Raw genomic sequence first — 23,974 nt, forward strand, 5'->3', positions numbered from 1 at the left:
GTTACTGCATAGACATACCCATGGGGTTAATTAATTTAAACAGCGCAAAAATAATAATTAAGCCACCAACACTGCGTCGAATAAGTAGTGAGCGTGTAAATTGGGTTAGTTTTTCTGACGCTATTCCCATGGTCATTAACATCGGTAAGGTGCCTAGGCCAAAACTTAACATAATTAAGGCGCCATTTAGAGGGTGCGCGCTGGCAAGACTCCATGCCAGTGCAGAATAGACCAGTCCACATGGCAGCCAGCCCCAGATAATACCGAGGAGAAACGCATCACGTTTATGTTGGATGGGTAATAGTTGACGACTAAGTGGCGACAGGCGTTTCCATAAGCGTTGGCCAAAACGCTCTAAGTAACTGAGAAAATTTAGCCAGCCTAAGAGGTAAAAACCGAAGGCAAGCATAAAAATAGACGTTAAGTACTTTGAAAACAACATCAACGCGGCTGTATCCATTGGCGAAAGAGCCACATGGCTTATGCTACCAGCTAAAAAACCAATAAAACTATAACTAAGAATACGCCCAGCATTATAGGACAGTGTTTTTGTAACAGTTTGATAACTAGACGAATTCGTTTGTTGGCTTAATATGCCGACTATTCCTCCACACATTGGAACACAATGGGTAGACCCCAATAGACCAAAGGTAAATGCAATAAAGTAAGTGCTTTGTGTCAACAAGGGGTAGCAATAACGGCTTTAGCAGATAAGCGCAGCGTCTAAAGCATCCCTAGTTGAAGTTTTGCAGCTTCAGACATCATGTTTTGATTCCAAGGCGGGTCTAAAACAACCTCTACTTCAACAGTCTCAACCCCTTCCATATGCTTAATACCCGATTCAATATCAGCTTGAATAACCGGGCCCATGCCACAACCCGGTGCGGTTAGGGTCATTGTAACGTGTACATGATTCAAGCCGTCAGTTAGGGCGCGAACGGTGCAATCATAAATTAGCCCAAGGTCAACGACATTGACCGGTATTTCAGGGTCGTAGACGGTTTTCATAAAAGCCCAACAAGCTTCACGCACTGATTCAGGGTCTGTGCCGGTTTCATAAGCATGAACAACTTCAACTTCCTTACCTAAAACATCAGCATCAATGGCTGAAATTCGAGCAATAATACCTGTTTCGCTTGATACGGTATAAGAGCCGCCCAGTGACTGCATGATGGTAACGACATCACCTTTTTTGAGCCGAACATGGATCCCCGCAGGGATAACGATGGCATTAACGTCTCTGTTTAGTTCGATGGATTCTTGTTCTGACATAAAAAAAATAAAATGAAAAGTGAGATTGCGTAAATGATACCTGTGTTGTTTACGAAAAGCGAAGCCTGTAGGATATTTGAGGGAAAAAAAGAACAGACAATAACAAAGGCCTGGGAGCTAATACGTGCAAAAAAATAAATTTAACTTGCAAGATAAAGTCACCTCGTTGCTCTGGCCAGATGAAACAGGGCTGTCACCATTCCATCTACTGTTATTGAAAATATTACGTGTGGTATACGTGTCTGTCACAGATTTAATAGAAGGGCAGCTAAGCCTAAGGGCGATGAGTTTGGTTTATACCACGCTGTTATCCATTGTGCCCTTATTGGCGTTGAGCTTTTCGGTGTTAAAAGCAATGGGTGTGCATAATGAAATTGAGCCTTTCCTATTTCAATTTTTAGCACCGCTTGGTGAGCAAGGCACCCAAATTGGTGAAAATATAATTGGGTTTATCGATAATATAAAAGTCGGGGTGCTCGGCTCGGTTGGCTTAGGTTTGTTAATTTACACCGTTTTGTCGCTAGTCCAAAAAATAGAAAATGCATTCAATATGATTTGGCATGTTGAAACGACCCGTAGCATTGGAGAGCGGTTTAGTAGTTACTTGAGTGTTATTTTAATTGGCCCAGTCATGATGGTTTCTGCGATAGGGGTAACCGCTACCATCATGAGTTCCTCTATTGTGACTTATTTTGCGACCATCGAGCCTTTTGGTAGTTTGATTGTGCTAGCAACCAAATTGCTGCCTTATCTCATGGTGATGGGCGCCTTTACATTTATCTATATGTTTGTGCCCAATACGCGTGTGCGCCTATCAGCGGCTTTAATCGGGGCAATCGTAGCAGGGTTTTTATGGGAATCATCAGGCCTTTTATTTGCAACATTTGTTGTTAATTCAACGAAGTACACAGCTATTTACTCCAGTTTTGCTGTGGTGATTATGCTGTTGATTTGGCTCTATATCAGTTGGTTAATTTTACTGTTTGGCTCTAACCTTGCCTTTTATGTGCAAAACCCATCGTCTCTCAGGGTCGATAGGGGCGGTTTTGAAATAAGTAATCGGGTTAAGGAACGCATTGCTCTATTGTTAATGCAATTGGTTGGTGAAAAACATTATGCAGGGGAGAAGCCGCCTACAATGGCTGATTTAACCGGTGATATCTCTGCACCACATACAGTCGTTCGTTATGTTCTTAAAAAACTAATAGCGCAACATCTAGTGATAGGGACGAATGAGACACCGGTTGCTTATTTACCGGCCAAATCATTGGATGTTTTACTATTAAGCGATGTTATACAAGCGGTTCGATGTGCAGAAGAAGACCACTTCTTGGCGGCTAATGTACTAACATTAAAAAGCCAATCATTAGAGCTCGTTAATGGAATTGATAAGGCCATTAGTGCCTCTTTAGGCAATAAAACAGTGCGTGACTTGGTTGTTGATAGTAAGCAGCAGTGACTTTTTAAAGACGTTACCCGCAAGATGCTTTAAAATTCGGCGCTTAATTTAGAATTAGGTGTTCCGTCGATGAATGATAAGAAGATTGAGTCAAGCCCGAGTAATTTTATACGTACTATTATCGATGCCGATATAGCGTCGGGCAAGCATCAGCAAGTCATCACACGTTTTCCGCCCGAGCCAAATGGCTATTTGCATATTGGGCACGCAAAATCTATTTGTCTTAATTTTGGTATTTCACAAGACTACAACAATTCTGTTTGTCATTTACGGTTTGATGATACAAACCCCGGTAAAGAAAAGTCAGAGTATATTGATGCTATTAAAGAAGATGTGCAATGGCTCGGTTTCGATTGGGGAGAGAACCTTCACCATACCTCTGACTACTTTGATCAACTGTATGCCTATGCAGTTCAGCTGATAAAAAAAGGCAAGGCATATGTAGATAGCTTGTCTGCAGAAGACATTCGGCTTTACCGAGGTAATTTGACGGAACCCGGTAAAAATAGCCCATTTAGGGAGCGGTCTATTGATGAGAACATCGATTTATTAGAACGCATGAAAAATGGGGAGTTTGCTGAAGGTGAGCATTTATTACGTGCAAAAATTGATATGGCAGCGCCGAATATTAATATGCGTGACCCAGCCATTTACCGCATTAAAAATATGTCACACCCTATGACGGGTAATAAGTGGCATATCTACCCAATGTACGATTTTGCTCATTGTGTATCAGATGCCATTGAAGGCATTACACACTCGCTTTGTACGCTTGAATTTGAAGATCATCGTCCTTTGTATGATTGGTTTTTAGATGAATTGCAAACGCCAGTACACCCACAACAGATTGAGTTTTCTCGTTTAAACCTCGATTACACGGTTATGAGCAAACGTAAACTGCACGAATTAGTAGAGGGCGGTTATGTTAATGGCTGGGATGACCCGCGTTTACCAACGCTAAGCGGAATGCGTCGACGCGGTTATACGGCCAATGCTATACGTGATTTTTGTTCACGAATTGGGGTCACCAAAAAAGATAATATTGTTGAAATGAGCGTGTTAGAAAACTCATTACGAGAAGATTTAGATGATAACTCGCCCAGAGCATTGGCGGTTTTAGACCCTATTAAGTTAGTTATTGATAACTACCCAGAAGATCAAGAAGAAATATTACGTGGCGTCAATCATCCCAAAAAGCCGGAACAGGGACAGCGTGATATTCCTTTCTCCAAGGTGTTATATATTGAACGAAGCGACTACATGGAAGGTGCTCCAAAGAAATTTTTCCGCTTAACCGAAGGCCGTGAAGTGAGGCTGCGCTTTGCTTACTATGTCACGTGCACCCATGTTGTGAAAGATGCAAACGGTGAGGTAACAGAAGTTCACTGTACCTACGACCCTGAAACGCGCGGTGGAAAGTCGGAAGATGGTCGTAAGGTAAAAGGCACCATTCATTGGGTATCAGCAAAACACTCAGTTAACGCAGAGGTCAGGCAATACGATCGTTTGTTTAGCATTCCTGCGCCAGCCTCAGAAAGTGATCAGGACTATAAAACGTTTATTAATAACGAGTCAGTACAGGTACTAAAAAATTGCCAGCTAGAAGCATCGTTATCCACTGCGGGATCATCAGCTTATCAATTTGAACGTCAAGGGTATTTTTGCCAAGACAGTGTGGACTCAACACCAGAAAACCTTGTGTTTAATCGAATTGTAACGCTGAGAGATTCTTGGGCTAAAAAGAAGTAAATGGATTATTACTAAACAAGGAAACAGTGTTAATCACCAAGTCATCTGGTGAATAAATGCTTGGCTGCAAAAACAGTGTATTTAAAAAGCCCAACCGCCGATGGCGGTTGAGCTTTTTAAGGCGACAATATTTTTTTAGAATGTCCGGCCTATACCAATACCCCAAACGATAGGGTCTATATCAATATCTACTTTGATATTGGCGCCATTTTTAATATGCGCATCCGCTTCGATATCAATGTACTTAACATCAAAGTTAACAAACCAGGTGTCATTCAGGTCAATATCAACACCTGCTTGTGCAGCAAGTCCCCATGAATCATCTATCTCAAGGTCTGCTCCGGGTGCATCTAAAGCCCCTTTTACAGTGGAGTCAAAGAAGTGAGTATAGTTAATACCGGCGCCTACATAAGGGCGGATATTTGATGTTGGTGCAAAATGATATTGCAAGGTTAGAGTAGGTGGTAATACTTTAGTATCGCCAATTTGGTTTAAGCCACCTAAAGAACCACCAGCATCAACTTTATGTTCGGTGTACGCTAAAATCAGCTCTAAACCCCAATGAGGATCGAGCATATAGGTAAAGTCTAGCTCTGGCATAATGTCTGAATTAACAGACGCGCCACTGCCAGCTACCGATGCGCCATTTATACTGACACTGCTACTGTCGTCTTGAGGGTCAACACTAATAATTCGACTTCGAACAATAAGGTCACCCGTTTCATAAGATAACGAAGGTGTTGCTATAACAGTTAAACCTAAGGCCGCACATAAAACAGTCGTGTTTTTGATAAGCTTCATTCATCCATCTCCATAGTTAAGAATTGTTAAAAGCCAAAGCGGCTAATGACAAATATCTTAGTAAAGAGGCTGTGTTTTCTTCTATGATCTATATCAGAGATCGGCGAAATGCATCTCTACAGAGGGGTGAACGCTAATTAAAATGAGATGAGTCAATTTTTTTTTAAAAAATGACGGCAAAAACTTAGTGCTTAAAGCTCTAATAGTTAAGGTTTATGGCCCTGATTTTTTACAGGTGGTTATCATTCCTAAGGTTGCGTTGTTAAGGCATTGGCTGAAAAACCACCTGTAAAAATTTAACAGGCTATTGGGTTGTTTTTATAAGAAAACGTTAAGGTTTTTGCTTAATAACGAGGTGAAGTCAGGTGTTATTTTGCGTTTAGCAACCTTAAAAGAACCATCGGCTTCGCGTAAGACATCATCCCGTTTGGCAAGTAACCAATACTCTTCACGCTCTAATCTGCTTCTGTAAACTAATGTATTAGATCGCACCTTGATTTCACCTGCGGCGTCGCCTAGCTCCACTTCAACATTAGAAACAATATGTCGATAGCGTGTGCGCGGGTCTTCTGCCCAAGCGGCGCCACTATGAAGCCTTGCCACACGTAATTGCAAACTGGGCAAAGTTTCATTGTAATGGTTCATATTGCTGGTTGAATCGGGTTTTTCATCCTTGCGAAACACGCTTTCTCTTGCGGGCATCCAGTACTGTAAGTCTTCTGCTAGCATCGAAAACCAAGTTTCATAGTCTTCATCGTCTAATGCGCGTGCTTCTTGATTATAAAATTGGTTTACTTTATACCAAAGTAACATTTGATCAGTATCAGTCATTTTAGTTTGTATGTTTGTTGTTGTAGTCATCTGAATTACCCTTTAACGGAACTTAGGAATATCGTCCCAAGAATCGGCGCTTAAATAGTCCATCCAGCGTTGATAAAACGCTAATTGATTAACATCGCTGTACATTGGTTTACTGATGTTGCCAGGTAATTCGGGGTCATCTCGGCGACTGGTTCCTGATCTTAATCCATAGTGCAGGCTTTGTTTTCGGGTTACAACGCCTTCATTGGCTTGAGTAGCATTTTCCCAGTTTTCACCATCGTCCATTTCAAAAATACCACTGGGTGAAAAGGTCATTACACAGGCGTTTTGAACAATTTCTCTGATATGGTCAGGCATGCTTTTGTTAACCATCGTCCAAGCACGTAATTCAAATTGTCTTGGGCCCTTTGGTAACCAAGTTCTCATGGTGTTAATGCCGGGTAAAAATGAAAAATTGGGGAAAACCGTTGCCGATATAACCGAGCCATATAATTTACGAGCACGAAGCTCACCAAGGCGTTTAGCCATGTTTTTACGCTCATTCTCAAAGTATTCGACCAACGTTGGGTCACCACTGGATATAAGTGCTAAAGTGCCCACACCATCGGTGCCGCCTTCCCAGCCATGACCATTTGCGTTGGCATGAAAAGATTCAGGGTCGACTGGCATGTACTCAGGTACTTCGCCACCTTTACTAACCGCTCTTGTGCCGGAGGCATGTGTCCAACCAACATGAAGTGAGTCGCCAACAAAGTTTTCGGCACCGAACTTCCAGTTAGCGTTGTACATATTCTTGATGCAACCACCAATAAATTCGGTTCCTTCTTCGGTTTGGTCAAGAATAACATCTAAATACCAGCGAAAATCGCCCAAAAAGTCTTCTAGTCTGGGTGCTTCATCGTCAAAACAAGCAAATACCAATCCTTTGTAGGTTTCAACACGTGCATTTTGTAAACCGTGTTCAGCTTTATTAATATACCCTTCATAATGCGTTTCTTCATGCATCCCCAATAGGGCGCCATCGGTGCCAAAAGCCCATCCATGATAATTACAAGTAAACTGCCTAGCTTGCCCGCGGTCTGCAAAGCAAATACGGTTGCCACGATGAGTGCATGAATTTGTAAACACATGGATATTGCCATCTTTGTGGCGAGAAACAATCACGTTATCTTGTCCCATATAAGTAGTAACAAAATCACCTGTGTTTTTTACCTGACTTTCATGAGCGACAAATAACCATGATTTAGCAAATAGTTTTTCGAGCTCCAGCTGGTAAATCCAATCTTCCCAAAAAATACGTCGGTCGATGCGACCATTTTGTAGATCAACCATCGACTTAAGTTCTTCAATCCGGCTCATTTGTCTTATTCTCCAGTGTGTTGTATTTAAATTTAAACCAAACTATCATTAGTTTTAACTTTATAAGAATATCTTAATATTGGATGTTCAACAACAAATCAGCAAACACAATTTAAAATAAGGAGAACACAATGAGCAGTATCTGGACAGATCTTATGGGCGTTGAGTACAGCCAGAAATATTACGATGTTAAGGGTATTAAAACCCGTGTTATAGAGGCAGGTAGTGGTCCCGTTTTAATTTTTTTACACGGAACCGGCGGGCATGCTGAGGCCTACGTTAGAAATATTGAAGAACACGCGAAACACTTTCATGTTTATGCCTACGACATGATTGGTCACGGCTATACAGATAGACCCGACTGTGAATACGATATGGATGATTTTGTTGAACATTTGGTTAACTTTATCGACACAATAGGGGCGGATAAAGTGTATTTGTCTGGTGAGTCGTTAGGGGCAATGGTGGCATCGTGGACAGCTATAAAACACCCTGAAAGAGTTATTAAACTAGTACAAAATACAGGCATCCTAATGGCACCAAACGGTGAAGGGAAAGCCGAATTAGCCGATGCGCTGGAACGTTCAAAAAAAGCAGCGGGTCAATTAACTAAAGAGATCGTGCGAGCTAGAATGAGCTGGTTGATGGCTGAGCCTGAAAAAACATTAACTGACGAGATTATAGATGTTCGTTATCAAATCTATGATCAGCCCGGTATGTTGCCGGTGATGGGGAAAATTGCCAATAGTATTTTAGGGGGTGTTATTAATGATCAATGGTGCGATAAATGGGTTAACCCTGAATCCATGCGCAACATTCAATGCCCTACATTGGTTTTATGGACACGACACAACCCAGGTCAGCCTGTTGAGTTAGCGCAAGAAGGCATGAAGAAAATTCCTAATGCACGGATGATTATTTTGGAACAAAGCGCGCATTGGCCGCAATGGGAAGAACCAGAAGAGTTCAATAAACTGCATTTAGAATTCTTGCTCGAATAATTCAACTTTATCGCTCTGTGTTAAGAGAGGTGGCGCTAAGGTAATAATCGCAAAAAATTGCGATAAATCATTTCGTTTGTTTCTTTGTGTGTTATTTTTTAGTAAAGCGAGTCGCCTTTCTATAGGCGACTTTTTGAAAACTAAACCGGAGAATGAAATGAAAAACCAACAAAGCAGTGATTTTATTGATGTACTCGGTGCAGTTTACGAAAGACTATTTGAACAGGTTGTCGAGGGCTTTCATAAAGCGGAAAAAGCCTCTGCACCGGTGCTTCATCAACTAATAGATGATGCAAAAGAAGAAGCCGTTAAGCTCGAAAAGGTTACTAGGGATGAAGGCGAAAAGTTAGCTCAATGGTTAAAGCAAGATATTCATGAAGCGGCTCATTACCTTACAGAAACAGGGCAAGAGTTAGAAGACTGGCTTGGTTTTGAAAGCAATATCTTGCAAAGTGTAGCCTTAGAAAAGCTACTTAAAACGGCAGATAAGGCAACGGTACAAATGTTGGCGCTAAAAATGGAATTGGCCCGGCGCATGACTCCACACACGGGTGAAGTAACAGGGGCAGGTACGCTGGTGTGTGATAAATGCGGCGAGAAACTACATTTCCATAAAGCCGGCAAAATCCCTCCTTGTCCAAAATGCCACGCCACTGAGTTTCACCGTGGGCATTAAATAATTCCTGTCTGGCTTAAAGAGGCTTATTGCTCATAACCAGCAAGGTAAGATAGAACCATTTTCATACCTTAATGGGGCGGTTGATTAGTGGTAAGCCTTAACAAGGCCGGTGGTCACTAACTGGGTATTTGTTATGCCTTAAACCCCCAAATAATTTTAAGAGAGAAAGTTTCAGCTAATGGCGCAAGCAAATAATTCCGATCAACCAAACAGCGCCAAACCAAAACGCGTTATTTCATTAAAAGATTTATGGCCTTTTTTAAGGCCTTATCGCTTACAGCTGGCTATTGCTTTTGTCTTATTAAGCTTGGCGTCTGCCACCTTACTGTTAGTACCTTTAGCCTTTCGTGATTTAATTGATGTAGGCTTTGGTAATAACGATGCTACAACCCCCGCTATTAATATTAATACCAAGTTTGGTGTACTGTTTGGCTTGGCTGCTTTTTGGGCGCTGATGGTAGCTTCGCGCTTTTATGTGGTTTCATGGATAGGTGAGCGAGTAACGGTAGACTTACGTAGCGGGGTGTATGCCCGTGTACTAAGGCAATCACCGCAGTTTTTTGAAACGCTACAAACCGGTGAAGTACTGTCTCGTTTAACTGGCGATACAACGCTTATTCAAACGGTTGTCGGTAGTTCGGCATCCATGGGCCTACGCAGCTTGTTTCAGTTTACGGGCGGTATGATCATGCTAGCGGTCACCAGCTTTTACTTGTTTTCGATCAATATTGGATTAATGATCTGTTTGATTTTTCCCATTATCTTAATTGGTCGCTCAGTCAAAAAGCTGTCACGTGAGTCGCAAGATCGTATTGCCGACAGCTCCGCCATGGCGGGTGAAATTTTAAACGCCATGCCCACGGTGCAATCGAATACACAAGAAACGCGAGAAATTGATCGTTTTACCCAGAGCGCACAGTTGAGCTTTTTAGCCGCAATGCGCAGAACAAAGGTAAGAGCCTTATTGACGGCGGTGATTATTACAGCCGTGATGGGTACGATAATTTTTGTATTGTGGCTAGGTGCGCGCCAAGTGAGTGACGGCATAATGACCGGTGGCGAACTCGCCTCATTCGTCTTATATGCCGCCATGGTGGCTGGTAGCGTTAGCACCATAGCGCAGGTATGGGGTGATATTATGCGCGCAGCAGGCGCCACCGAGCGATTACTTGAATTGCTGCATGCAGAAACAGCCATTACCGATACGCCAACCCCAGTTCCATTAGCCAGTGTATCTCAGGCCGATATTCAATTTACCGACGTCACATTTTACTATCCATCGCGGCCAGCTACCCCCGCTTTAAACAACGTGAGCTTGCATATTAACGCAGGGGAAACTCTTGCCTTAGTGGGGCCATCCGGCGCCGGTAAAACCACCATTTTTCAATTATTGTTAAGGTTTTACGAAACGCAAAGTGGCAGCATTGCCATCAATGGCCAAGCGATTAATGAGATTAGTTTAGATGACTTACGGCGCTTAATAGCCATTGTCCCGCAAGACCCAGTTATATTTTCTGCCAATGTATTAGAAAACATTCGTTACGGGCAGCCCAATGCCACCGATGAAGCAGTAATCGCCGCGGCCAATGCCGCCCAAGTTGCGCCATTTATTCCGCAGCTACCCGATGGTTACAACACCTTCCTAGGTGAGCGAGGTACACGTTTATCGGGTGGGCAACGACAGCGCATTGCCATCGCTCGCGCGATACTAAAAAATGCACCTATTTTATTATTAGACGAAGCCACCAGCGCATTGGATGCAGAATCTGAAATACTCGTACAAGAAGGGCTTAATGCCGCCATGCAAAACAGAACCACCCTGATTATTGCCCACCGCTTAGCCACGGTGCAAAAGGCCGATAAAATTGTCGTTATGGAAAATGGTGAAGTAGTAGAAACAGGCGATGCGACCGAACTACGCAAAAAAGGTGGCTTGTATGCAAGGCTTGCTGAATTGCAGTTTGACAGTTAATTGTAAGGGGTAATTTATTAATCAAGTTGGCTGCCCCCCCCACCTTGCAGCTCTATATGATTTTACCCATATTTGATGTGTTAGTATCACAATGCATGGAGGGACAATAAAAAGTAAGGAGCAAATAACATGAGTCAGATAAAAGTTCATGGAGGAGATTTTATAGAACAAGATATTCATTTCTTGAATGGTATATTCGTTTTCCGTGGAAGGGGTGGAAAAGAGACTATTCCCAGTAATCGCTTGAAATCAATTGAAGTTGCTACAGAAGAAACAATTAAAAAATTACCCGGAAGCATTGGCTTAGGTTTAGTTGGCGGCTTATTGCTTGGGCCAGTTGGGTTGGTTGCGGGTGTATTAGTGGGTGGGAATAAGAAAGAAATTACTTTTGTCGCGACCTTTCACGATAATCGATCATTTGTAGCAACGGCCGACCCAAATACCTTTGCAAACCTTAAAGCAGATGCGTTGGATAGTAGTTACGCTCCCCCTTGTTTAAAGCGTGACATACTGCCAAAGAGGTACAGCCCCGTTTGTCCTAAGTGTAATAAGGAAAAGGATAGCCGCCCATTTTCAGCAACAGATGAATGTGATTATTGCGGGGCAAAATTGTCTGTAATAGTTTTGTGATGGATCAATAATAACTAATTAACTGTTGTTACTTGAATGGTGATTTATGCATGTTACTAACAATGATTGGCTCTATATATTCAGGTTTTATTGTGAGCTATTCTAGCTAAGTGCAGTTTATGTCTTATTTCAATTAAGCCAAATTCAATAGTTTTGATAAGCAGCTCTGAAGCTCTTTTGTAGCTTGTTATTACCCAAATAGCCATTATGGAAATAACCATGAACGCTATTAAAGCAATAAAGTTATCTTGGAGAATGGTTTGCCATGATTCGGGACTTATTTTTAAAATGACTTTCATTTGCTGATTAAGGATGAGACTAAATAGCGCCCATGATGCAGCAACAACCCACTTATATGAAGAAACTCTGGCCATGATTCGTGTATGGATGGCTTCTACATTGGAGAGAATGCAGTCTATTGTTTCCGGTTCTTGGATATTAAAGGTTTCGAGATATTTGACAATAACATCAATGTCTTCTTGCTTCACTCCGTAATAAGCGTAAGTGCTTGGAACAGCAAACATAACCAAAGCCATTGGTATAAAAAGGCAAAGGCTTAGAACGACAGACTTGATTTCATCAAGTAACACATTGTTGTTCATAATAAGGGCAGCAGCAAAACTAAAGACTGTAGTCATAACTGACCACTGCACTAATGGTTTTAAAAGCTCTGCAGAGCCTTTCATTAAAAAATTGACGGGAAAGGTAATGTGTCGTGAAAACCATAGCCCAATCCTGTTTTGGCTACTATGCCCTAAGATATATGCTTCAGCTTCCTTTAGAGTTTCTTGCGTTAGTTCAAAAACCTTAATTTCTGACATTTTCTTACAGTTCCATTGTATGTTTAACTATCAAGCTTATTTATAAAGTTGACCAGAGGTTGACCCCAATAAAAAAGCCCTAGCGTTTTCACGCTAAGGCTTTGATAGTTGGCTCCTCCGACTGGACTCGAACCAGTGACCCAATGATTAACAGTCATTTGCTCTACCAACTGAGCTACAGAGGAATTGTTCAGGTCGCGTATCTTACGAAACGCGGCTGTTTTGGTCAATAGCTAATAAGCTTTAAAACGCATTTAATTGTCGTTTAGTAACTTCGCTATTCGATCCATGGCGTTTACTAGGTTATCCATGCTGGTTGCAATGGATATACGCATGTGACCATTAAGTCCAAAAGCTGAGCCTGGAACAAGCGCTACGCCTGCTTTTTCAAGAATATATTCAGCTAAGTCTACATCGTTGTCGATGCTGTCCATGCGATTCAGTATGGCGTTGAAGTCAGGGAAGCAGTAAAACGTTCCGTCAGATGAGATGCAGCTGACGCCATTTATTTGGTTCAGTTGTTCTACAACATAATCGTGGCGTTCTTTAAAGGCGACGAGCATTTCACCGATGCAAGATTGGTCTCCTTCTAGTGCGGCTTGCGCAGCGTATTGTGAGATAGATGTTGGGTTTGATGTGCTTTGCGACTGAATCTTCTTCATCGCTTTCATCAGCTCGCTAGGGCCTGCTGCGTAACCAATGCGCCAACCAGTCATGGAGTAGGCTTTTGATACACCATTAAGCACAATAGTTTGGTCGTATAGTGCTGGGCACGCCATAACGATGTTGCTGAAAGGCTCGTCAGTCCAAAGGATGTGTTCGTACATATCGTCGGTCGCGATGAGGATATGTGGGTGTTTGACCAACACATCGCCCAGTGCTGCTAATTCGTCATTGGTATAGGCTTTACCACTTGGGTTTGATGGGCTGTTGATCACAACAAGTTTGGTTTTTTCGGTGATGGCAGCCTCAAGCTGTTCAGGGGTAATTTTAAAAGCTTGATCTTGGCCTGCTTGAACGATGACCGGTACGCCACCTGCCAATAAACTCATATCAGGGTACGACACCCAATACGGTGCAGGAATAATAACTTCATCGCCATCGTCTAATAAGGCTTGAGCTAAGTTGAAAAAGCTTTGTTTACCACCGCATGAGACAAGAATTTGGTCGGCTTGATAATCAAGACCATTGTCGCGTTTTAATTTATTGATAATGGCATCTTTAAGTTCAACCGTGCCATCAACGGCTGTGTATTTGGTTTTACCTGCATTAATAGCGTCTTTAGCGGCTTGTTTGATATGCTCTGGTGTATCAAAGTCAGGCTCGCCTGCGCCTAGGCCGATGATGTCTTGTCCGGCTGCGCGTAAGGAAGCCGCTCTTGCTGTTACAGCAAGTGTTGGAGAAGGTTTTATGCGTTGTACGCGTTGTGACAGTTTAATGCTCATTTGTTATAGCCTCTATGAATAAAATTCAGCTTAAATGGGGTGTTGACAGCTTTTTTAGAATAAAATTAAGTATTTGGTCCCCTAAAGACAGTATTCTACTAGATGCTGCGTTCCCAGATAATCCCTATGAATAAAAAATTCGAAATTCACTCATCTTTTAAACCAGCAGGCGATCAACCAAAGGCGATTAAAGCGCTGGTTGAGGGAGTTAATCATGGCGAAGCGAATCAAACCTTATTAGGGGTAACAGGCTCAGGTAAAACTTTTACGATGGTGCATACCATCGCAGAGCTACAACGGCCTGCTTTGGTGTTGGTGCATAATAAAACGCTGGCCGCGCAGTTGTATGGCGAGCTTAAAGAGTTTTTACCCGATAATGCGGTTGAATATTTTGTGTCGTATTACGATTACTATCAGCCAGAAGCCTATATGCCGGCATCAGATACCTTTATAGATAAAGATGCGTCATTAAATGAGCACATTCAGCAAATGCGCTTGTCTGCGACTAAAGCACTGATGGAACGCAAGGATGCGGTGATTGTTGCGAGTGTTTCTTGTATATATGGCTTAGGTGATCCGGAACTATATTTTAGTATGATTTTGCATTTATCTCGTGGTGAGCGGGTGAGTCAGCGCGAGATTATTCGTCAGTTAACAGACATGCAATACAAGCGTAATGATGTTGAATTACTTCGGGCAACGTATCGAGTAAGAGGGGATGTGATTGATATATTTCCTGCCGAGTCAGACCAAGATGCGCTGCGTGTGGAATTGTTTGATGATGAAATTGAGCGTTTGTCGTTGTTTGATCCATTAACCGGTGAAATTATCCAACGCATACCGCGTTACACAATTTTCCCTATTTCTCATTATGTAACCCCGCGCGAAACCATTTTAGAAGCGATAGAAAAAATAAAATCTGAATTGGCGATTCGCTTAGAACAGTTACGTTCGTTAAATAAACTGGTTGAGGCGCAACGGTTAGAAGAACGTACAAAGTTTGATTTGGAAATGATGCGTGAAATTGGCTACTGTTCGGGGATTGAAAATTACTCACGTTATCTATCCGGTAGAAAGCCTAATGAGGCGCCGCCCACGTTATTTGATTATTTGCCAGATAATGCCTTGCTCTTTATTGATGAGTCACATGTGACGGTGCCGCAAGTAGGGGCGATGTATAAAGGTGATCGTTCAAGAAAAGAAACGTTGGTTGAATATGGCTTCCGTTTGCCATCTGCGTTAGATAATCGGCCGATGCGCTTTGAAGAGTTTGAAGCGAAAGCGCCTCAAACGATTTATATTTCAGCGACACCTGCTAAGTATGAAATCGAGCGCTCGGGGGCGGTGGTGGAGCAAGTTGTTAGGCCAACAGGCTTACTTGACCCGATTATTGAAGTAAGGCCGGCCACAACACAAGTGGATGACCTGTTGTCAGAAATTAAAAAACGAGTGGCAGTTGAAGAGCGTGTGTTGGTTACAACGCTAACAAAACGAATGTCTGAAGATTTAACCGATTACTTAATGGAGCACGGGGTAAAGGTTCGCTATCTGCATTCTGATATTGAAACGGTTGAACGGGTAGAAATTATTCGTGATCTTCGTTTGGGTATATTTGATGTGTTAATTGGTATTAACTTATTACGTGAAGGCTTGGATATTCCAGAAGTGTCCTTAGTAGCTATTTTAGATGCAGACAAAGAGGGATTTTTGCGATCTGAGGTGTCTATGATTCAAACAATAGGGCGTGCGGCAAGGAATGTAAAAGGAAAGAGTATTTTATATGCCGATAAAATAACACGGTCAATGCAACGGGCGATGGATGAGACCAGTCGCCGTAGGGAAACTCAGCAGGCGTTCAATGAAAAGCACGGAATTAGCCCAACCGGAATCATTAAAAAGGTCACCGATATCATGGAAGGGACGGCCCGATCTCAGCGAAGTACAATGAAAAAAGTAGCTGATGAAGCGGCAAAATATCAAGCTTTATCACCAGCTCAAATGGCTAAAAAAATAAAAGAATTAGAAGCGAAAATGTATCAACATTCACGAGATTTAGAGTTTGAAGAAGCCGCTAAAGTACGGGATGAGGTGAATGAGTTACAAAATCAGATGGTTTTGAATAGCTAGCATTGGCAAATTAAATAAACTGATAGCTTCACTAACGAGGCAACATTCAGTACAATGCGCGGTCTTAAGAAAATTGGCTTGCAGGCGCGTAGCTCAGTTGGTTAGAGCGCATCCTTGACATGGATGAGGTCGGTGGTTCGAATCCACTCGTGCCTACCAATTTTTAACACCAAATTCAAACATCAAAACACAAAGGTTCTAACGTGCCAGTTATTACATTACCGGATGGAAGTCAGCGCGAATTTTCACAAGCAGTTAGCGTGCTGGACGTGGCCGCTGATATTGGCGCAGGCTTGGCAAAAGCAACCTTAGCAGGGAAGGTGAATGATGTATTAGTAGATGGTTCTTATTTAATAGAGCAAGACTCAACGCTAGCGATTGTGACCGCAAGAGATGAAGACGGTCTTGAGATTATTCGCCATTCAACCGCACATTTATTAGCACAAGCAGTTAAGCAGCTGTTTCCATCGGCTCAAGTCACCATAGGCCCGGTTATTGATAATGGTTTTTTCTATGATTTTGCATTTGAGCGTTCGTTTACGCCAGATGACCTTGAAAAAATTGAAAAGAAAATGTCTGAACTGGCAGAGCAATCTATACCGGTTGAGCGTTTTGAGCTGTCTCGTGATGATGCAGTAACGTTTTTTAGAGACAAAAACGAGGAATACAAAGCACAAATTATTGAAAGCATTCCGCAAGATGAAGTGTTGTCACTTTATAAACAAGGTGATTTCACTGATTTATGTAGAGGGCCGCATGTACCAAATACTGGTAGTTTAAAAGCGTTTAAACTAACTAAACTGGCTGGTGCGTATTGGCGTGGTGATTCTAATAATGAAATGCTTCAGCGTGTATATGGCACGGCTTGGGGCGATAAAAAGGCGCTGAAAAAGTACCTGCATAGAATAGAAGAAGCTGAAAAGCGTGATCATCGTAAGATTTCTAAATCACTGGATTTGTTTCATATTCAAGAAGAAGCACCAGGGATGATTTTTTGGCACGATGCAGGCTTAAGTGTTTATAGAACAATTGAGCAATATATTCGTTCTAAACTACAAGACAATAATTACGTAGAGGTACGTACACCGCAATTAGTGGATAAGTCATTGTGGGAAAAATCAGGTCACTGGGAAAAATTCCGTGATGATATGTTTACCGTAGACTCGGATAACCACGAGTATGCTGTTAAACCAATGAATTGCCCATGTCATGTGCAAATATATAACCAAGGCTTAAAAAGCTACCGTGACTTGCCCTTAAGAATGGCCGAGTTTGGTTCGTGTCATCGTAATGAGCCATCAGGTACCTTACATGGACTGATGCGTTTGCGTAACTTTATTCAAGATGATGCGCATATCTTCTGTACAGAAGATCAGGTTCAATCAGAGGTGTCTGATTTTATTGACCTGTTGTTTGAAGTGTATGCGGATTTTGGTTTTACCGACATTCTTATCAAGTTATCTACACGCCCTGAAAAAAGAGTAGGCTCTGATGAGGTTTGGGATAAGTCTGAAAAAGCTTTAGAAGAGGCCTTAAATGCAAAAGGCTTAGACTGGGAATTACAACCGGGTGAGGGTGCCTTCTATGGGCCTAAAATTGAGTTCTCACTGAAAGACTGCTTAGATCGTGTTTGGCAATGTGGCACCATCCAAGTGGATTTTTCAATGCCGGGTCGTTTAGATGCGCAATTTATTGCAGAGGATGGTTCAAGACAATCGCCGGTTATGTTGCACAGAGCGATTTTGGGTTCTTTGGAGCGTTTTATTGGCATTTTAATAGAAGAATATGCGGGTAAATTTCCTGTGTGGTTGGCACCGACCCAAGTCGTTTTAATGTCAATTACGGATAAAAATGACGAATATGCGACCTCAATTGCAAAAATCCTTCAAAAACAAGGCATCAGAGTCAAATTAGACTTGAGAAATGAGAAGATCGGCTTTAAAATTCGCGAGCATACTTTAAAACGCATTCCGTATCTCATCGTTATCGGTGACAAAGAAGTAGAAAATAACGAGTTGGCAGTGCGTTCGTTAAGTGGAAAAAACCTGGGTCATTTCAATCCTGAGGACTTTATTTCGTTAGTAACCAAAAATGTTACTGAACGAAATGCATTAGAGTCTTAAGTTTTTGCACAAGGTGCATTAGCGTACGTTGCTAATATTAGAAATGGCTTAATTTAGCGTTAAAAATTTTCGGAGATTGTTAAGATCGCAACAAAAAGAGTAAGAGTAAACGAAGAGATTACAATACCAAGTGTAAGACTCATCGATCATGAGGGTGAGAAAGTAGGTGTTGTTACACTAGAACAAGCGATGAGCTTGGCGGCTGAAGTCGATTTAGATTTGGTTGAAGTTTCTCCAACAGCTAAACCACCTGTCTGTAAAATAATGGACTATGGTAAGTTTAAATTCGAGGCTAGCAAGAAATTGCAGGCATCGAAAAAGAAACAAAAAAATGTTCAGGTTAAAGAGATTAAGTTTAGACCTGGAACCGATATTGGTGATTACAACGTAAAATTACGTAATCTGCGTTCATTTTTAGAGAACGGTGATAAAACCAAAATCACAGTAAGATTTCGCGGTAGAGAAATGGCCCATAGAGAGTTAGGTATGGAGTTGTTAAATCGCGTAGAAAAAGATTTAGAAGAATTAGCCTTGGTCGAACAGCGGCCAAAGTTTGAAGGCCGCCAAATGGTAATGGTTATGGCGCCGAAAAAAATTAATTAACGGAGTATTGTAATGCCAAAGATGAAGTCAAATAGCGGAGCATCCAAACGTTTTAAGAAAACGGGTACGGGCGCTTTTAAATGTAAGCAAGCTCACTTGCGTCACATTTTGACCAAAAAAACCACTAAACGTAAACGTCAACTACGTAAAGCATCACTGATTCACGCTTCAGATATGAAAAGCGTGACTCGTATGTTGCCGTATAGTTAATTTTAAGATTTTCGAGGATAAGAAATGCCAAGAGTAAAACGCGGTGTTGTTGCTAGAGCAAGACACAAAAAAGTATTAAAACAAGCAAAAGGATACTATGGAGCACGTAGCCGTATTTATCGTGTTGCTAAACAAGCGGTGATTAAAGCGGGTCAATATGCCTACCGAGATCGTCGTCAAAGAAAACGTCAATTCCGTGCTTTATGGATTGCACGTATTAATGCTGGTGCCCGTAGCTGTGGTTTGTCATACAGCCGTTTTATGAATGGCCTTAAAAAAGCATCCATCGGTTTGGATAGAAAAGTATTAGCTGATCTAGCAGTGTTTGATAAAGATGCGTTTTCGCAATTAGTAGCGACTGCAAAATCTAACCTGTAGAAACAGCTTTTGGGTAATTAACATTACCCACATATTTTTTATACTGTATTGACTACAAGCTGATAGTGAGTCGTGAGGGAAAGGTCTAGAGGCCTTTCCCTTATTTATTTGGATTAAATAAAAAGATAACAACGTGGAAAATTCATTAGAAAACATTGTTAAGCAAGCGCAAAAAGAATTAGCTGATGCGTCATCTCTTTCAGTTGTTGAAGAAATTCGAGTTACTTACCTAGGTAAAAAAGGTGTATTTACGCGCCAAATGAAAACGCTGGGCAAGCTATCTGCTGAAGAAAGGCCAAAGGTTGGTGCCGTTATCAACCAAGCTAAACAAGAATTTCAAGCGCACTTAGAACAGCGTAAGGTACAACTTGAAAATGAATTATTAGCAAAGCGCTTAATAGAAGAAACTATTGATGTGACCTTACCTGGCCGTGGCCAATCAGTGGGTGGTGTTCACCCTGTGACAAGAACGATGCGCCGTATTGAACAGATTTTTAATCGTGTTGGTTTTGATGTGGCAACTGGGCCTGAAGTGGAAGATGATTTTCATAATTTTGAGGCATTGAATATTCCTTCTCATCATCCTGCACGAGCCATGCACGATACTTTTTATTTTGATGAGCATACCTTATTAAGAACACATACATCACCTGTTCAAATTAGAGTGATGGAAAATCAACAACCGCCACTTAAAGTGATAGCGCCGGGTCGTGTTTATCGTTGTGATTCAGATATTACGCACACACCCATGTTCCACCAGGTTGAAGGCTTTGTTGTAGATAAAGATATTAACTTTGCCGACTTAAAAGGTGTTATTAGTGCGTTTCTAAAGGCCTTTTTTGAAAAAGATGTCAAAGTAAGGTTTAGACCCTCCTATTTTCCATTTACAGAACCCTCTGCTGAAGTAGATATTGAATGTGTGATGTGTGAAGGTGAAGGTTGTCGTGTATGCGGGCATACCGGTTGGTTAGAGGTATTGGGCTGTGGAATGATTCACCCAGAAGTATTTCGTCATATCAACATTGATGCAGACCAATTTACCGGCTTTGCTTTTGGTATGGGTGTAGAAAGGCTGACCATGCTTCGATATAAAATCAATGACTTACGGTTATTTTTTGAAAATGATCTTAAATTCTTAAAACAGTTTAATTAAGCTTAAATAAGGACTCATAAATGTTAGTAAATGAAGCATGGCTTAAAGAGTTTGTTGATTATTCAATTCCAACGAATGAATTGACAGAAAAATTAACAATGGCTGGCTTAGAAGTAGACTCTGTAGAAGCGGCTGCGGCTGAGTTTACCGGCGTGTTAGTAGGTGAAGTATTATCAGTTCAAGCACACCCAAATGCGGATAAATTACGCCTTTGTAAAGTCTCTATTGGGCAAGAAGAGCCTTTAGATATTGTTTGTGGTGCGAGTAATGTTAGAACTTCGTTACGGATTCCTGTGGCAACTGTTGGTGCCGTCTTACCCGGTAATTTCAAAATCAAACCATCAAAGTTACGTGGTGAGCCTTCTAATGGCATGTTATGTTCCGAAGAAGAGCTTGGCCTCGCTGATTCAGCTGATGGGTTGATGGAGCTACCAAGTGATGCGCCGATTGGAACTGATATTCGGGACTATTTACAACTTGACGACACGATTATCGAAGTAGATTTAACGCCAAATCGTGCCGATTGCTTAAGCGTAGAAGGTGTTGCGCGTGAAATTTCTTGTTTTGCTAAACAGCCTGTCAAAAACAAACCAGCACCAAAAATAGAAACTTCAATAAACGAGCATAAAAATGTAAACGTTGAGGCTATTATAGATTGCCCTCGTTACCTAGGTCGTGTGATTAAAGGCTTAGATCGTTCAGCACAAACGCCTATCTGGATGCAGGAAAAATTGCGTCGATGTGGTCAGCGTAGTTTAGGTCCGTTAGTGGATGTGACAAATTATGTTCTATTGGAATTAGGGCAGCCGCTTCACGCATTTGATTTAGCTAAAATCGATGGTGACATTGTTGTTAGACATGCGAGAGAAAAGGAATCTCTAACGCTATTAAACGAACAACAAGTTGAGTTAGATGAGAGTGTGCTGGTTATTGCAGACCAACATAAAGCCTTGGCTTTTGCTGGTGTGATGGGTGGTGAAGCGTCAGCAGTTAATGACGAGACAACAGATATATTCTTAGAATGTGCATTTTTTAGTCCTCTGTCAATTGCGGGTAAATCTAGAAAGTTTGGCTTACATACAGATTCATCACACCGGTTTGAGCGTGGTGTAGACCCAGAGCTTTGTTACCGTGCATTAGATCGAGCGATTGAATTGTTGACCGATATTGCTGGCGGGCAAGTAGGGCCCTTAACGGACGCATCGTCAACCAAAACGCTTCCAGTTAATAAAGCAGTGCCTTTTAGGTTTCAAAGAGTGCAGCGTGTGCTGGGTATAGAACTTGATGAAAATACAGTCGAAGCATATTTTGATAGCTTGGGAATGATTGTTAATAAGACGGCAAGTGAGTGGTTCGTTACAGCACCAAGTTATCGATTTGATATTGCAATTGAAGCAGACTTGATAGAAGAGGTGGCACGCTTATATGGCTACGATAATCTGCCACAAAATGAATTAACCGTTTCGGGTACTTTAACAGCCATTGAAGAGCAGTTGCAGCCCCTAGACAGGATTAAAGACTTACTGGTTGATTTAGGCTATCAAGAAGCGGTTACATACAGTTTTACAGATGACTCGTCGCTCAAGCTGTTGACCCCTCAGAATGATGTGTACCGATTACAGAATCCAATATCGGCTGATTTGTCTGTTATGCGTACAACCTTATGGGCTGGCTTATTAAAAGCAATGGATGCAAACATTAAACGTAATGAAGAAACAATACGTTTTTTTGAAACAGGCTTAAAATTCACGGTTAAAGATGGGCAGCTAGTGCAAGAGCAAATGTTGTCTATATTAGCGACAGGACTCGCTCAGCCAGAACAGTGGGGTGAGTCATCTAGAAGCATTGATTTTTATGATGTTAAACACGATATAGAAGCTATTTTATCGTTGAATGGCAGTTTGTCAGACTACCAGTTTAAACCGGCTAAACACGAAGCTTTACACCCAGGACAAACAGCAGAGCTGATTAATAATTCAGGGGAGCATGTTGGTTATATTGGTTTATTACACCCAGCTTTGGAAGGTGAGTTTAATATTAAGAAACCAGTGTATTTAGTAGAACTAAAACAATCTCTGATTCAGACAAAACAGATACCAGAATTTCAAGCAGTGTCAAAATATCCAGCGGTAAGACGTGACCTAGCACTCATTGTGGATGAAAAGTTCCACGTAAATGAAATGGTCGGCTATATTACTAAGCAATACACGCTTGTTAATGAGGTTATTGTGTTTGATATTTACCAAGGCAAGGGAGTAGAAACTGGTAGAAAAAGTGTTGCTTTGGGCTTGATTTTACAGGATAAATCTAAGACACTAGTTGAGCAAGATGTTGAGGAACTCATTAATGAATTGCTCGCTAATCTTAATAATTTATTTAATGCTCAGCTAAGGGAATAAAAAAATGTCATTAACGAAAGCTGATTTAACAGAGCAATTATTTGACGAGTTAGGTCTCAATAAACGAGAAGCTAAAGAGATCGTTGAGCAAATGTTTGAAGCAATAAAGGAATCGTTAGAAAAAGGTGAGCAAGTTAAAATTTCAGGATTTGGAAATTTTGAACTTAAAGACAAAGAGGCTCGACCTGGACGAAATCCAAAAACAGGCGAAGATGTATCTATTTCTGCAAGAAGGGTGGTTACTCTTAGAGCAGGTCAAAAACTTAAAGACAGAGTAGAAGCATATGCTGGAACCCAGTCATAACAATGAGTTGCCGGCGATACCGGCGAAACGTTATTTCACTATTGGTGAAGTGAGTGAGTTATGTGCTGTAAAACCCCATGTACTAAGGTATTGGGAGCAAGAGTTCTCACAACTTGAGCCGGTAAAACGCCGTGGTAATCGTCGTTATTATCAACGTAAAGATGTTGTGCTGATAAGGCAAATTCGTGGGCTGCTTTATGAGGATGGTTACACTATTGGTGGCGCTCGTTCACACCTTTCAGGTGAAAGTTCACAAAAAGACACCTCACAGACAAAAATAGAAATTCAGCAAATAAAAGCTGAATTAGAAGAAATTTTAGACATACTCAAGTAATTTTAATTCCATCGGGGCGTAGCGCAGCCTGGTAGCGCACCAGTATGGGGTACTGGTGGTCGGAGGTTCAAATCCTCTCGCCCCGACCAAATTTCCTTTATTATTCAATTAGTTATAGCTCGGCTATTTTTCGATATTACAAGATTGTCTAACCTTTCACTAGTTTCACTAGAATAAGTCACTTTTGCAACAGCACTAGCAAAGCCACTAAGGTAATTAACTTTTCCAGTTCCAACGTTGAAGCTTTTATTATCAGCATGTTTCTTAGCGTAAGAGGCAGAGGGTGTGCAAAGCCCGTTAAGCAATGTATTGCAAACGATGTAAGCAATTTAT

At 41.5% G+C, this 23,974-nt stretch carries 22 protein-coding genes and 3 tRNA genes; 17 read left to right on the plus strand and 8 right to left on the minus strand.

Going from position 1 to position 23,974, the window contains the following annotated elements; genetic code table 11:
• Window position 1 precedes the first annotated feature (1 nt).
• A complete protein-coding gene (locus tag Q91_RS03810) occupies window positions 2-685 on the minus strand; it encodes a sulfite exporter TauE/SafE family protein (protein WP_238538359.1) in 684 nt (227 codons plus the stop codon).
• Between the two features lie 38 nt (window positions 686-723).
• On the minus strand, window positions 724-1,272 hold the full coding sequence (gene sufT / locus Q91_RS03815; protein ID WP_015005568.1) for a putative Fe-S cluster assembly protein SufT: 549 nt from the start codon (window positions 1,270-1,272) through the stop codon (window positions 724-726).
• A 124-nt stretch (window positions 1,273-1,396) separates the two neighbouring features.
• On the opposite strand from sufT, the gene Q91_RS03820 reads away from it, so the two are divergent.
• Both Q91_RS03820 and Q91_RS03825 read left to right on the plus strand, forming a co-directional pair.
• Window positions 1,397-2,731 (plus strand): YihY/virulence factor BrkB family protein, encoded by a 1,335-nt coding sequence (locus tag Q91_RS03820; RefSeq protein WP_015005569.1) that lies wholly within the window; start codon window positions 1,397-1,399, stop codon window positions 2,729-2,731.
• A 69-nt stretch (window positions 2,732-2,800) separates the two neighbouring features.
• Window positions 2,801-4,480 (plus strand): glutamine--tRNA ligase/YqeY domain fusion protein, encoded by a 1,680-nt coding sequence (locus Q91_RS03825; RefSeq protein ID WP_015005570.1) that lies wholly within the window; start codon window positions 2,801-2,803, stop codon window positions 4,478-4,480.
• 135 nt (window positions 4,481-4,615) lie between these two features.
• Here Q91_RS03825 and Q91_RS03830 read toward each other — a convergent pair whose 3' ends face one another.
• The 3 genes from Q91_RS03830 to Q91_RS03840 all read right to left on the minus strand — a co-directional run bounded on the left by Q91_RS03830 (window position 4,616) and on the right by Q91_RS03840 (window position 7,462).
• A complete protein-coding gene (locus Q91_RS03830) occupies window positions 4,616-5,281 on the minus strand; it encodes an OmpW family protein (protein WP_015005571.1) in 666 nt (221 codons plus the stop codon).
• A gap of 318 nt (window positions 5,282-5,599) precedes the next feature.
• Window positions 5,600-6,142 (minus strand): 3-phenylpropionate/cinnamic acid dioxygenase subunit beta, encoded by a 543-nt coding sequence (locus Q91_RS03835; protein WP_015005572.1) that lies wholly within the window; start codon window positions 6,140-6,142, stop codon window positions 5,600-5,602.
• Between the two features lie 12 nt (window positions 6,143-6,154).
• A complete protein-coding gene (locus Q91_RS03840; RefSeq protein ID WP_015005573.1) occupies window positions 6,155-7,462 on the minus strand; it encodes an aromatic ring-hydroxylating dioxygenase subunit alpha in 1,308 nt (435 codons plus the stop codon).
• A 131-nt stretch (window positions 7,463-7,593) separates the two neighbouring features.
• Between Q91_RS03840 and Q91_RS03845 the strand changes: the two genes are divergently transcribed.
• From Q91_RS03845 to Q91_RS11410, 4 genes are all read left to right on the plus strand, one after another.
• Window positions 7,594-8,463 (plus strand): alpha/beta fold hydrolase, encoded by an 870-nt coding sequence (locus Q91_RS03845; protein ID WP_015005574.1) that lies wholly within the window; start codon window positions 7,594-7,596, stop codon window positions 8,461-8,463.
• Window positions 8,464-8,620: 157 nt separating this feature from the next.
• Window positions 8,621-9,139 carry a zinc ribbon-containing protein gene (locus tag Q91_RS03850; RefSeq protein ID WP_016389623.1) on the plus strand — a complete coding sequence of 173 codons (519 nt, stop codon included), beginning with the start codon at window positions 8,621-8,623 and terminating at the stop codon, window positions 9,137-9,139.
• Between the two features lie 181 nt (window positions 9,140-9,320).
• Window positions 9,321-11,114, plus strand: coding sequence for an ABC transporter transmembrane domain-containing protein (locus tag Q91_RS03855; protein ID WP_015005576.1), 1,794 nt, complete (start codon window positions 9,321-9,323; stop codon window positions 11,112-11,114).
• Window positions 11,115-11,243: 129 nt separating this feature from the next.
• Window positions 11,244-11,744: a hypothetical protein gene (locus tag Q91_RS11410; RefSeq protein ID WP_015005577.1), complete on the plus strand. Its 501-nt coding sequence runs from the start codon at window positions 11,244-11,246 to the stop codon at window positions 11,742-11,744.
• Window positions 11,745-11,824: 80 nt separating this feature from the next.
• Here the strand turns inward: Q91_RS11410 and Q91_RS03865 are convergent, their stop codons facing one another.
• From Q91_RS03865 to Q91_RS03875, 3 genes are all read right to left on the minus strand, one after another.
• Window positions 11,825-12,565 carry a hypothetical protein gene (locus tag Q91_RS03865; RefSeq protein WP_015005578.1) on the minus strand — a complete coding sequence of 247 codons (741 nt, stop codon included), beginning with the start codon at window positions 12,563-12,565 and terminating at the stop codon, window positions 11,825-11,827.
• Window positions 12,566-12,674: 109 nt separating this feature from the next.
• A tRNA-Asn gene (locus Q91_RS03870) sits at window positions 12,675-12,750 on the minus strand.
• Window positions 12,751-12,819: 69 nt separating this feature from the next.
• Complete coding sequence (locus Q91_RS03875; RefSeq protein ID WP_015005579.1) at window positions 12,820-14,010, minus strand: pyridoxal phosphate-dependent aminotransferase; 1,191 nt, start codon at window positions 14,008-14,010, stop codon at window positions 12,820-12,822.
• Window positions 14,011-14,136: 126 nt separating this feature from the next.
• On the opposite strand from Q91_RS03875, the gene uvrB reads away from it, so the two are divergent.
• From uvrB to Q91_RS03930, 11 genes are all read left to right on the plus strand, one after another.
• Window positions 14,137-16,137 (plus strand): excinuclease ABC subunit UvrB, encoded by a 2,001-nt coding sequence (uvrB, locus tag Q91_RS03880; RefSeq protein ID WP_015005581.1) that lies wholly within the window; start codon window positions 14,137-14,139, stop codon window positions 16,135-16,137.
• 82 nt (window positions 16,138-16,219) lie between these two features.
• A tRNA-Val gene (locus Q91_RS03885) sits at window positions 16,220-16,296 on the plus strand.
• Window positions 16,297-16,340: 44 nt separating this feature from the next.
• Window positions 16,341-18,260: a threonine--tRNA ligase gene (gene thrS / locus Q91_RS03890; protein WP_015005582.1), complete on the plus strand. Its 1,920-nt coding sequence runs from the start codon at window positions 16,341-16,343 to the stop codon at window positions 18,258-18,260.
• A gap of 75 nt (window positions 18,261-18,335) precedes the next feature.
• Window positions 18,336-18,863, plus strand: coding sequence for a translation initiation factor IF-3 (gene infC / locus Q91_RS03895; RefSeq protein WP_223253239.1), 528 nt, complete (start codon window positions 18,336-18,338; stop codon window positions 18,861-18,863).
• Between the two features lie 12 nt (window positions 18,864-18,875).
• Window positions 18,876-19,073 carry a 50S ribosomal protein L35 gene (gene rpmI, locus Q91_RS03900; RefSeq protein ID WP_015005584.1) on the plus strand — a complete coding sequence of 66 codons (198 nt, stop codon included), beginning with the start codon at window positions 18,876-18,878 and terminating at the stop codon, window positions 19,071-19,073.
• 24 nt (window positions 19,074-19,097) lie between these two features.
• A complete protein-coding gene (rplT, locus tag Q91_RS03905; RefSeq protein ID WP_015005585.1) occupies window positions 19,098-19,451 on the plus strand; it encodes a 50S ribosomal protein L20 in 354 nt (117 codons plus the stop codon).
• Between the two features lie 133 nt (window positions 19,452-19,584).
• The gene (gene pheS / locus Q91_RS03910) at window positions 19,585-20,604 is read left to right on the plus strand and encodes a phenylalanine--tRNA ligase subunit alpha (RefSeq protein ID WP_015005586.1); all 1,020 of its coding nucleotides are present in this window, start codon (window positions 19,585-19,587) and stop codon (window positions 20,602-20,604) included.
• Window positions 20,605-20,624: 20 nt separating this feature from the next.
• Complete coding sequence (gene pheT / locus Q91_RS03915; protein WP_015005587.1) at window positions 20,625-23,003, plus strand: phenylalanine--tRNA ligase subunit beta; 2,379 nt, start codon at window positions 20,625-20,627, stop codon at window positions 23,001-23,003.
• A gap of 4 nt (window positions 23,004-23,007) precedes the next feature.
• On the plus strand, window positions 23,008-23,307 hold the full coding sequence (locus Q91_RS03920) for an integration host factor subunit alpha (protein ID WP_015005588.1): 300 nt from the start codon (window positions 23,008-23,010) through the stop codon (window positions 23,305-23,307).
• Window positions 23,288-23,641: a MerR family transcriptional regulator gene (locus Q91_RS03925; protein ID WP_015005589.1), complete on the plus strand. Its 354-nt coding sequence runs from the start codon at window positions 23,288-23,290 to the stop codon at window positions 23,639-23,641. Before Q91_RS03920 ends, Q91_RS03925 begins: the two co-directional genes overlap by 20 nt.
• Window positions 23,642-23,653: 12 nt before the next feature.
• A tRNA-Pro gene (locus tag Q91_RS03930) sits at window positions 23,654-23,730 on the plus strand.
• Window positions 23,731-23,974 lie beyond the last annotated feature (244 nt).

The sequence above is a fragment of the Cycloclasticus sp. P1 genome (assembly GCF_000299965.1).
GTDB classification, from domain to species: domain Bacteria; phylum Pseudomonadota; class Gammaproteobacteria; order Methylococcales; family Cycloclasticaceae; genus Cycloclasticus; species Cycloclasticus pugetii.

Coding starts and splice junctions, on each gene's coding strand:
- sufT (WP_015005568.1), bottom strand. CDS start 1,272: ATGTCAGAACAAGAATCCATCGAACTAAACAGAGACGTTAATGCCATC.
- Q91_RS03825 (WP_015005570.1), top strand. CDS start 2,801: ATGAATGATAAGAAGATTGAGTCAAGCCCGAGTAATTTTATACGTACT.
- Q91_RS03830 (WP_015005571.1), bottom strand. CDS start 5,281: ATGAAGCTTATCAAAAACACGACTGTTTTATGTGCGGCCTTAGGTTTA.
- Q91_RS03835 (WP_015005572.1), bottom strand. CDS start 6,142: ATGACTACAACAACAAACATACAAACTAAAATGACTGATACTGATCAA.
- Q91_RS03840 (WP_015005573.1), bottom strand. CDS start 7,462: ATGAGCCGGATTGAAGAACTTAAGTCGATGGTTGATCTACAAAATGGT.
- Q91_RS03845 (WP_015005574.1), top strand. CDS start 7,594: ATGAGCAGTATCTGGACAGATCTTATGGGCGTTGAGTACAGCCAGAAA.
- Q91_RS03850 (WP_016389623.1), top strand. CDS start 8,621: ATGAAAAACCAACAAAGCAGTGATTTTATTGATGTACTCGGTGCAGTT.
- Q91_RS03855 (WP_015005576.1), top strand. CDS start 9,321: ATGGCGCAAGCAAATAATTCCGATCAACCAAACAGCGCCAAACCAAAA.
- Q91_RS11410 (WP_015005577.1), top strand. CDS start 11,244: ATGAGTCAGATAAAAGTTCATGGAGGAGATTTTATAGAACAAGATATT.
- Q91_RS03865 (WP_015005578.1), bottom strand. CDS start 12,565: ATGTCAGAAATTAAGGTTTTTGAACTAACGCAAGAAACTCTAAAGGAA.
- Q91_RS03875 (WP_015005579.1), bottom strand. CDS start 14,010: ATGAGCATTAAACTGTCACAACGCGTACAACGCATAAAACCTTCTCCA.
- uvrB (WP_015005581.1), top strand. CDS start 14,137: ATGAATAAAAAATTCGAAATTCACTCATCTTTTAAACCAGCAGGCGAT.
- rpmI (WP_015005584.1), top strand. CDS start 18,876: ATGCCAAAGATGAAGTCAAATAGCGGAGCATCCAAACGTTTTAAGAAA.
- rplT (WP_015005585.1), top strand. CDS start 19,098: ATGCCAAGAGTAAAACGCGGTGTTGTTGCTAGAGCAAGACACAAAAAA.
- pheT (WP_015005587.1), top strand. CDS start 20,625: ATGTTAGTAAATGAAGCATGGCTTAAAGAGTTTGTTGATTATTCAATT.
- Q91_RS03920 (WP_015005588.1), top strand. CDS start 23,008: ATGTCATTAACGAAAGCTGATTTAACAGAGCAATTATTTGACGAGTTA.
- Q91_RS03925 (WP_015005589.1), top strand. CDS start 23,288: ATGCTGGAACCCAGTCATAACAATGAGTTGCCGGCGATACCGGCGAAA.